The following is an 8,608-nucleotide window of genomic DNA, read 5'->3' on the forward strand; positions in this document are numbered from 1 at the left end:
ACCGTCCTTGAGGACCGCGGCGGCAAGCTCATCAAGGGCCTGCAGGATGTCTTCCCGGATCAGAAGCCGATCGACCGCACCTTCATCAACACCTGGGAAGATGTGCGTGTTGTCGACGCCGTGAAGAAGACGGGCCGCAAAAAGATCATCATGGCGGCGCTCTGGTCGGAGATCTGTCTCGCCATGCCGGCCATCCAGGCCGCCGGCGAAGGATACGAAGTCTACGCTGTCACCGATGCGTCAGGCGGCGTCAGCGTGGAGGCGCACGACATGGCGGTGCGCCGCATGATGATGGCGGGCGTCGTTCCAATCACCTGGATGGCAGTGGCCGGTGAGTTGCAGCGCGACTGGGCTCGCGAAGAGACGGCGAAGCTGGGCGCCGCGACTTTGCTCGACCATGGCGGGGGCACCGGCATCGCGCTCGCCTGGGAACTGCAACTGCTCGGTCAGGCGGCCGGCGGCGGGGCGTGAGCCGCCGTCGCAAGTAATCGAAGCCCAAACCTCTCAGCCCATCGGAGCCTTGTCATGACCAGCAGTAACGCAAGCGAAGCCGCCAAGGCGGTCGTTCGGCGCAACACCGAGGAAGTGCAGGGCGGAGGCAACTTCGCGGTGTTCGAGGAGTTGTTCGCCGACGACTTCCTCGACCACACGCCGCAGCCGGGGCGCACGCCGGACAAGAACGGCGCGAGGGAGCTGTACAAAGTTCTACGCGCGGCGTTTCCCGACTTTCACGCCGAAATCCATTGGCAGCTCGCCGATGGAGACCGCGTGACGACCTACAAGACCTATCACGGGACACACCGCGGAGAGTTTTTCGGGATTGTGCCGACAGGCCGCGAAATTCAATTCGAGACCGTCGATGTCATGCGAGTGCGTGACGGCAAGATCACGGACCACTGGGGCGTGGCCAATCTATTTTCGCTGATGCAGCAGCTCGGCGCGCTGACGCCAAAACTGTGATCCGCAAGTGCCATGCCGGCCGCGGTCGAGAGCCGCGGACGCGCTCTTTCTGAAAGGACATCATATGACCATCGGAATCATCGGATCAGGCGCTATCGGCACGGCCTTCGCGCGCACGTTGGCGCGCGCAGGGATCGAGGCTGTGATCTCCAACAGCCGTGGACCGGACTCCTTGCAGGAGCTGGTGCGCGACTTTGGCCCCAAGATCAAAGCGGCCAGCCGCGAGGAAGCGGCGCGCGCCGACATCGTCTTCGTGGCCGTGAACTGGACAAATCTCCCGGCGGCGATGGCGGACCTTCCAGACTGGAAAGGGCGCATCGTCATCGACGCCAATAACCCGATCGAAGCACCGCTGTTCAAGCCCGTGGACCTCGGCGGACGTGCGTCGAGCGAGGTGTTCGCCGATCTCGTGCCCGGAGCCCGCGTCGTGAAGGCCTTCAATCACCTGCGCGCAGAATTGCTGGCCACCGATCCCCGCTCGGACGGTGGACAGCGCGTGCTGTTCTATTCCGGCGCTGACGGCGCGGCGAAAGCAGAGGTCGCCGCCCTCATCGAGCAGCTCGGATTCGCCGGGATCGATCTCGGCTCGCTGGTGGTCGGCGGCAAGCTCGCTCAATTTCCCGGCGGTCCTCTCCCCAACCAGAACCTCGTGAAGGTCGGGTGAATGGGAGCGGTCTTCGAAACGCGCAAGGTGTCGGTCGAGATGGTTGAGCCGCAGTGCTTCGAAGAGCCGCGAGCATGTTTCTTATCAAAAGGGGCCTTAGAGCGCTATGGAGTAAACATAGTTCGCATCATCACCAGAGGCGGTGCACCGTTCCGCCTCCACCCACGCCTACGTGACCCTACAAGATTCTGAATGGTGCGGACAGGTTTGCCGTTCTTCTCCGCAGGCATATGAACAGGTGTCGCTTGGCAGTTAAGTGCCAAGCGACACCATCCCCAGAAATGAGTATTGACTTCCGTCTGCGGATGCCTGCGCCGGCAAGTGGCCCGTAGCGATAAGGACGGTTCTCGCCATTTGAGGACCGCAAGCCTTGGCGAGTCTAGTCTGAGCGATCAAGCCCCCGCTCTGGACGAGGTCCCATCCTCACAGAATGTTCGCCCACCGGGCCAAACGTGACGCAACGGAACGGATGGTTCACCCGTAAGGTCTTGGGGCGATTGCGAAAGGAGACCAGCATATGACCTGCGAACGAGACGTCGGCACGTTCGAAGAGCCCGTGACCGTTTTGCTGTCCTCGGGCAAAGTCAGTGTTTCGAGCACCCGCGAAGCCGCCGAAATGCTGCTTTACCGCTGGCCCATTGGAGAAACCGGGCGCCGCATCCAGGCTCGCATGGCGTGCATGAAGGTGCTCGGCGGCGGCAGCGCACCGGAGACAGCGCGCGTGGCATTTCTCAGCGCCGCCAAGGAAGCGAAAATCCTGAACGCTTGACATCTCGTCAACGCGTGCCCCCACCACTGTCCATCGTGCATCACTCTTGCAGCGGCCGTTACATTTGTGCAAACATCGTGCGTCGATCATGCGGAGACGCCGAATGCTTGCGCGAGAAGGCTGGAGCCGCGGATCTGCACTCTACGTCGACCCGCGAGTTGACGCGCTCTGTGGCGAATTCCACGTAGAGATCGTCCCCAAGGGCCGCTATCCGAAAGAAGGCCAGACGCGCGCCGTCGGCTCCATCCGCCGGCTGATCGACAATCATGGCGCTGAGCATGCACGGTTGGTCCTGTGTGTCCTGGCTGAGGGCCGCGGCAACCACGCGCTCATCGAAGAAAGCAGCCTGACGGCCGTCTCTGACTTGCTGCTGGCCGGTCCGGACCTAGTGGAGCAGGGCATGGCCGCCGTGCTCGAGGTTTTCGACGCGATCCCGCTCGGCGCATCCATGGCGATCGTGCTGCGCGGCCGCGTTCATCAGGGGCATGCGCTAGCTGGCATCCTTTATGTGCACCTCCGGGGCCTCCGGGAGAGCTCGCTGACGGCAAAGGAAAGGGCCGGCAGGGCTTCACCAAGCGCCAGCGCCGCCGCGAGGAACTGATCGCACTCGGCAAGAGGATGCTCGCGGTCAAGGCGTCAGTGCCTCATGGCGAGTTCGGACTATGGCTGCGCGATCAACCTATCCCGTACGATTTGGCTTTGCAGGCGATGCGGCTGGCCCGCGGCTGCTGACTAGAAGCGATCGGCCGAACCAAAGAAGAGGCGCTCCCTTGTTTCGCGCCGTATCCCCATCGAGCCTGAACTACTTTCAGTTGTGGGGACGGCCTGAAACAGAATCAGGTTGGCACTCGGCGATCATTCGTAGGCAATGCATTGGCCATCGGGCTCTTGATATCGAGCATATCCCTGGCAGGGTGCACCACAGTTTCAACTAGCGGTGCGGATGGATGGCTTAGGAAGGGAAGTTTTAACGGGGTTTCCGAAGCAATGGCTAAGAAAGGCATGATGCCGGCAGCAATCGACTGCCGGTTCGATAGCACAGCTCCGGGCAAAGCGGCCTATGGATCAAAAGTTACGTGGAAACCTGCCCCCCAAACTTTCTCTGGCAAATGCATGTCGGCCCTCCCGATCACGTTGCGAGGAGCGAAGCTGGATCACGCGCACTCGGTCTTCATCGCGTGTTTTCGCAAGGGGTTCGTGACAAGGCAACGGGTCAAGTAGTTCAGTGTTCGATCTGGAGGAATTGAAGCTGCTTGGCCTCGATCCGACAGGCAATCGATTACGGCCCAGGGGTGACTACCGAACGGCATTCCCGTTAATCTCCGGCCCCTGTTTCGAGGCAAGAGAATCGCACGCGCGGCCTCGTCGAGGAATTCCGCGCGTATGGGGCATGTGTGGGGCTCTGTCGGGCCGCGACATCTACTTAATGTCTACTTTAGACAGTCGCCGCGACCATAACTTTTGATAACAGGTCAGGGTCGCGGGATGCCGAGCCGCTTGAAATACCGAGTTACGTCCGGGTGCTCGCGATCGTCCTGCCTCAACCGCGCAAGCGCGTCATCATCGCCGGCGAGCGCCATAGCCAAGCCGGGAGCGCTTATTCTCCACGGAGCACCGGGCATTGTCTGGTTGTGAAGACGGTGCTTGATCACCAGCCGCCTGAGTGTGTCTTCGCTTACGTTGTAGTCGTGCCTGAACAGATCAATGGCCCTCTGGACCGTGATCGCCTCTGCCCGTGGAATGTAGAGCGGCCGAAGCCGTTCGCCTGTTTCCGGCGCTGTTTTGACAGGGAGCGCATTGGTCATTCGGCCCATCGCGCTTTTCTGCGGCCCGCCGTTCGCCCGACATCAGGGAACGATATCGCCCCCCATGTATTAGAAACCCATGGACACTATGGAACCCCACGGCCACGGGATGGCGGCCGATCTTTTGACATCGGAAGTTGCCAATGCCAGGCAGCGCATCCACCGGACCGAGCTCGCGCTTCAACGCACTGAAGAAATGCTGGCCGAAAATCTCGCGCTGTGCAGCAGGATACGAACTGCGGTCGAGGCCGCAGACCGCTTGGTGAAGATCGATCCCCCCAGCTTTGAAGGACGTCGCGCGGGTTGAACTGGGCCGGCGTTTCATTCGTCGCGACCTTGCGGCACCCTGCCGCAAGAGCCTGCCCTGTTGGCATCACAGCGTGAGCAAACATTGGACAGAAGGATTCCAACATTCACGATGTGCAACACCGACGCTAGATCGACACGAATCTTCAGTTCAAAGAGCGAGGATTAATGCTGCGGCAAACGAAGGTGGCACGGGGGGGCTTCGCGCGAGCCAGTTATCCGATCTCCCGCTCAGAAATTTCTACCAAATATTCCGACCTCCTGATGGAACCCATTCGTTGCGGGCGAGTTGCGGCTCATTGGGACGGACTTCCCGAACATGACAACCAGCAACAAAGCAGACCATCAGTCTGTCTCCGAAGCGTTTCGGAAACTGATCCGTTCCGAAGGCCATCGTCATAACGTACAAACGTTCTTAAATCTGGGGGTCGAACCAGAACTGCCGCCAACCCTACAGTCATTACTTGCGGCTATTGATCGGGCCAAACAGGGCCCGACGGAAGAAGGTCCCTAGCGGGCTGGCTGAGCGTCAGGTCCAAAGAGTATAGAGGCTCTTTCGTGGCTTGTCCGTCTGGTTCCCGCTCAGAAATTCCGCCAAACATTTCTTCTTGATTTTTCCCGACAGAGGGTCATGAATGTGCCCTTGGGTTCTCGCTGAGGTGGGAGGCCTTGTATGAACGTTTGGACGAACTGCCGATCCGACAAGGTGACTGCCAAACACCTTGTTCACGAGCTGATCTTACAAGCCCGTCGCGGCCAAACCATCTCCGTTAAAGAGACTATTGCAGCGGTGCGCCGAGACGGCCCGCATCTGGCGGAAAGTGACTGCGAACTCGTGGAGTTTATTGTCAACTTTGCCCCAGCCTTTGGCATGTTCGTCGGGTTCGACCTCCGCGAATAGCCGCATGGCGCTCCACTGTTTCTCCCCTCCAGTTTAGGCAGCACCGACCGACCTGGGATTGTGGACGAAAGGCGGATCGAAGCGCGCTCTATAGGTCGAGAGGGGGGTCTTCGCGCGAGCCAATTATCCGATCACCCGATCAGAAACTCTAGCCAAAAATTGCTGACCGTTGCGGCCTAGCACCGTGCCAATTGGACACCTCGAAAAACCTGGCAATCGAGACCGCATTTTGATTCACTTCGCCTGGTGATTTGCACGGAGGCGTTGGATGCGAGGCCAGGCTGGATTCTGGGACATTGACGAGCGTTATGTCCGGCTGAGCGCGGCCGGCGATCCACTGGAGAAGCTGAACGCGGTGGTGCCTTGGGAGGTTTTCCGGAAACCGCTGGCCAAGGCGCTGAAGCGCTCCGATGGCGCCAAAGGCGGCCGGCCGCCCTTTGATGCGGTGATGATGTTCAAGGTCCTGGTTCTGCAGGCGCTCTACAGTCTCTCGGACGATCAGACCGAGTTTCAGATCCAAGACCGGCTTTCCTTCATGCGTTTCCTCGGGTTGGGGCTCGGCGACAAGGTGCCCGACGCCAAGACGATCTGGTTGTTTAGGGAGCACCTCACGCAGGCCCGGGCGGTGGACAACCTGTTCGCCCGTTTTGACAAGCACCTCACCAAGGCCGGTTATCTGGCGATGGGTGGCCAGATCGTGGATGCCACGATCGTGGCGGCGCCGAAGCAACGCAATTCCGGTGCTGAAAAGGCTGACATCAAGGCAGGAAAGGTGCCGGACGAGTGGCAGAAGAAACCAGCCAAGCTGCGCCAGAAGACCGGGACGCGCGCTGGACCGTGAAGTTCTCGAAGGCCAAGGCCGATGAGGAGGGAAAGACGAAGCAGCGCGATATCGCCGTTCCCGCCTTCGGCTACAAAAACCATGCCTCGATCGATCGTCGCCACGGCTTCATCCGCGGCTGGAACGTCACCGGCGCCTCGGCTTGGGACGGGGCGCAGCTTCGCAACGTGCTGGACAAGAACAACACCGGCTCGACGGTATGGGCCGACACCGCCTATCGCTCGAAGAAGAATGAGGCGTGGCTGGACAAGAACGGCTACGTCTCCGACATTCATCACAAGAAGCCGAAAGGCCGCCGATGAGCGAGGCGATGGCACGGGCCAATGGCCGGCGCTCAAAGATCCGCGCTTTCGTCGAGCACGTCTTCGCGCAGCAGAAATCCCGCATGGGCCTGTTTGTCCGCACGATCGGCATCGCTCGCGCCTGCACCAAGATCGGCATGGCCAACCTCGCCTACAATCTCACCCGCTTCGTCTGGCACCAAGGGCGAACTGCGTTCGCCTGACGGCGAGAGCGGCGGAAAACGCCGCCGCGATGCCGAAATCGGCAACCAGCATCAGCCCCAACGACCGAAATCCAGCGCCCGCCGCGCGTCAGGCTGTTCGCAACCTCATTGTCGCACCACCCACTCTGGAAATGCCGGTAGTTCGAGGTGTCCAATTGTACGATTCGTACATGGCGTTGATGTCGGTCAGGTAGGGAGTAGAGTCCCCTTCGGCGTGTCCCTGGGGAGGGCTGGATGAGCGTCGCGCGAAGGGTCGGTCCGCTTCTAGAGCAAGCAATCACTGTACTCCTCAACAGGGCGGACCGTCGCGACACGGTCTCGATCAAAGCGGCACTACGCGAAGCTCGGGAGGCTGCGCCTTATTTGGTGGCCTCCGACGAAGAGCTAACCGAGGCGATCGTCGAGGCAGCAACTGCCATGGGCCTCTGCGTGGCTTTCGACGGTCGCGAATAGCTGTCAGCCAACTTCAGTCACTGTGGCATCGCAACGGAAGCGCGCCGTCCTGCGCCATTTTCACTAGTCAGAGGTAATCCGCAATTACCTTCGCAACCTGCTAAATCTGCCTGTAGAACGGGAACTGCGGGCTGAGCAAAGGTATTTGCTGGAGGAACTTGATAAGGTCGACAAAGAGTGACCGCATGGCTCTCCACTGGTTCAACCCTCCGGTCCCGGTCAAGACCGAGCGTCTCGGGATCATCCACAACGTCAACAACGCCGAGACAGCCGGCGAGGAGCTGATGAAGTGGACCAAGCGTGGCCCTTGCTGGGACCTCGCGGTGCGCGTTTGCATGGCCGTGATATTCGACGAGATGGAACCTGAGGAGGCCCGCAAGGCATTCCTGGCTGCTGCAAAAGAGGAGGGGACATTACTCCCCCCAATGACAACTAGCTCTAAATTGGATGCGGTATAAGGTTCTAGGTGTCTCTGACCAACACCGCCTTCGCGAAAGGAGCCCGCCGCCGGTGAGGGAGAGGCGACGGACCCCCCACAGCGGCTGCACATCCACGAAGAATCGACCGCTGCAAGCCTTAAACCCGCGGGGCGGCTGGCGGCAACTTGCTCGCCAGCCGAGTTGAGTTCAGGCGGTGGTCGGGGGAGACTGGCCAGCCGCACGCTGGTGATTCCAACCTGTGCCGATGTGCCAATCAGCAACCTTCGTCGGTCTTTTTCACCTGGCCCGGCGCGGCGGTGTTGGCCGTCGTGTCCTGCTGACCTGGCGCCGCCTGCTGAGCGCTGCCAGTCTGCTGGCCGGGCGCGCAGTCTCTGGCCGAGTTCGGATTTGTGGTGCCGCTGGTGGTGGTCGTGTCAGTGCCTTGATCGCCGGACAGGTTGGTCCCGCTGCTCGTCGTGCCGGTGCCCTGATCCGTCGTGCTGGGCATGGTTGTCGTGGTCGAGCTTCCGCTCGTCGAGGTTCCGCTCGAAGTTCCGCTCGTCGTCTGGGCAAAGGAAAGCCCGGCCGACACCGCCAGCAAGGCCGAAGCCAAAAGGATGCGTTTCATCTTCTTTCTCCTGTCTGAATGCGCGGGGTGCGCTGGCAAATCCAACAGGCAGACAGAAGGAGTGTTCCCCGATGAAGTTCAACTTTTGTAACTCTGGTCGTAGGTCAGCCTTAGGATGGCGGGCGCATATTAGAGCCTCTTGAAGAAGACGCTGCCCGCACCAGAATCGATGGCATGGCTCGGGGAATAGGCATTGGTGACCAGGTGGCGATTACTGCCATGGCAGGATAACAGAGGACCGCGTAAGCGTCTCTATCCCAGGTTACGACTTCCCACATTCCATCATCGACCACACCAAGGTGAACCGAGGCCAGCAAATCGACCTGAAAGGCGAGGTCACGCGCATCGACGAGGACA

At 60.5% G+C, this 8,608-nt stretch carries 12 protein-coding genes and 1 pseudogene; 10 read left to right on the forward strand and 3 right to left on the reverse strand.

Features of this window, described 5'->3' with window-relative positions; translation table 11 throughout:
- The 5 genes from NKI85_RS36855 to NKI85_RS36875 form a co-directional block, all read left to right on the forward strand.
- A partial coding sequence (locus NKI85_RS36855) for an isochorismatase family protein (RefSeq protein ID WP_352780759.1) occupies window positions 1–471 on the forward strand: 471 nt, incomplete at its 5' end.
- 54 nt (window positions 472–525) lie between these two features.
- A complete protein-coding gene (locus tag NKI85_RS36860) occupies window positions 526–960 on the forward strand; it encodes an ester cyclase (protein WP_352532484.1) in 435 nt (144 codons plus the stop codon).
- 64 nt (window positions 961–1,024) lie between these two features.
- The gene (locus NKI85_RS36865) at window positions 1,025–1,624 is read left to right on the forward strand and encodes an NADPH-dependent F420 reductase (RefSeq protein ID WP_352780762.1); all 600 of its coding nucleotides are present in this window, start codon (window positions 1,025–1,027) and stop codon (window positions 1,622–1,624) included.
- 517 nt (window positions 1,625–2,141) lie between these two features.
- On the forward strand, window positions 2,142–2,393 hold the full coding sequence (locus NKI85_RS36870; RefSeq protein WP_352780764.1) for a DUF982 domain-containing protein: 252 nt from the start codon (window positions 2,142–2,144) through the stop codon (window positions 2,391–2,393).
- Between the two features lie 103 nt (window positions 2,394–2,496).
- Window positions 2,497–2,994 (forward strand): PDZ domain-containing protein, encoded by a 498-nt coding sequence (locus tag NKI85_RS36875; RefSeq protein ID WP_352780767.1) that lies wholly within the window; start codon window positions 2,497–2,499, stop codon window positions 2,992–2,994.
- Between the two features lie 871 nt (window positions 2,995–3,865).
- Here the strand turns inward: NKI85_RS36875 and NKI85_RS36880 are convergent.
- On the reverse strand, window positions 3,866–4,198 hold the full coding sequence (locus tag NKI85_RS36880) for a hypothetical protein (protein WP_352780770.1): 333 nt from the start codon (window positions 4,196–4,198) through the stop codon (window positions 3,866–3,868).
- Window positions 4,199–4,307: 109 nt separating this feature from the next.
- On the opposite strand from NKI85_RS36880, the gene NKI85_RS36885 reads away from it, so the two are divergent.
- The 5 genes and pseudogenes from NKI85_RS36885 (at window position 4,308) to NKI85_RS36905 (ending at window position 7,662) form a co-directional block, all read left to right on the forward strand.
- Window positions 4,308–4,505: a hypothetical protein gene (locus NKI85_RS36885; RefSeq protein WP_023722969.1), complete on the forward strand. Its 198-nt coding sequence runs from the start codon at window positions 4,308–4,310 to the stop codon at window positions 4,503–4,505.
- 672 nt (window positions 4,506–5,177) lie between these two features.
- Window positions 5,178–5,405, forward strand: coding sequence for a hypothetical protein (locus NKI85_RS36890; protein ID WP_352532573.1), 228 nt, complete (start codon window positions 5,178–5,180; stop codon window positions 5,403–5,405).
- Between the two features lie 268 nt (window positions 5,406–5,673).
- Window positions 5,674–6,751, forward strand: a pseudogene (locus NKI85_RS36895) (IS5 family transposase).
- Between the two features lie 234 nt (window positions 6,752–6,985).
- Window positions 6,986–7,204: a hypothetical protein gene (locus tag NKI85_RS36900; RefSeq protein ID WP_352532575.1), complete on the forward strand. Its 219-nt coding sequence runs from the start codon at window positions 6,986–6,988 to the stop codon at window positions 7,202–7,204.
- A gap of 185 nt (window positions 7,205–7,389) precedes the next feature.
- A complete protein-coding gene (locus NKI85_RS36905; RefSeq protein ID WP_352780774.1) occupies window positions 7,390–7,662 on the forward strand; it encodes a DUF982 domain-containing protein in 273 nt (90 codons plus the stop codon).
- A gap of 235 nt (window positions 7,663–7,897) precedes the next feature.
- On the opposite strand, the gene NKI85_RS36910 is transcribed toward NKI85_RS36905, so the two are convergent.
- Window positions 7,898–8,251 (reverse strand): hypothetical protein, encoded by a 354-nt coding sequence (locus tag NKI85_RS36910; RefSeq protein WP_352532579.1) that lies wholly within the window; start codon window positions 8,249–8,251, stop codon window positions 7,898–7,900.
- A 110-nt stretch (window positions 8,252–8,361) separates the two neighbouring features.
- A partial coding sequence (locus tag NKI85_RS36915; RefSeq protein ID WP_352780777.1) for a hypothetical protein occupies window positions 8,362–8,608 on the reverse strand: 247 nt, incomplete at its 5' end.

This window comes from Mesorhizobium sp. M0571 (assembly GCF_040320985.1).
GTDB lineage: Bacteria > Pseudomonadota > Alphaproteobacteria > Rhizobiales > Rhizobiaceae > Mesorhizobium.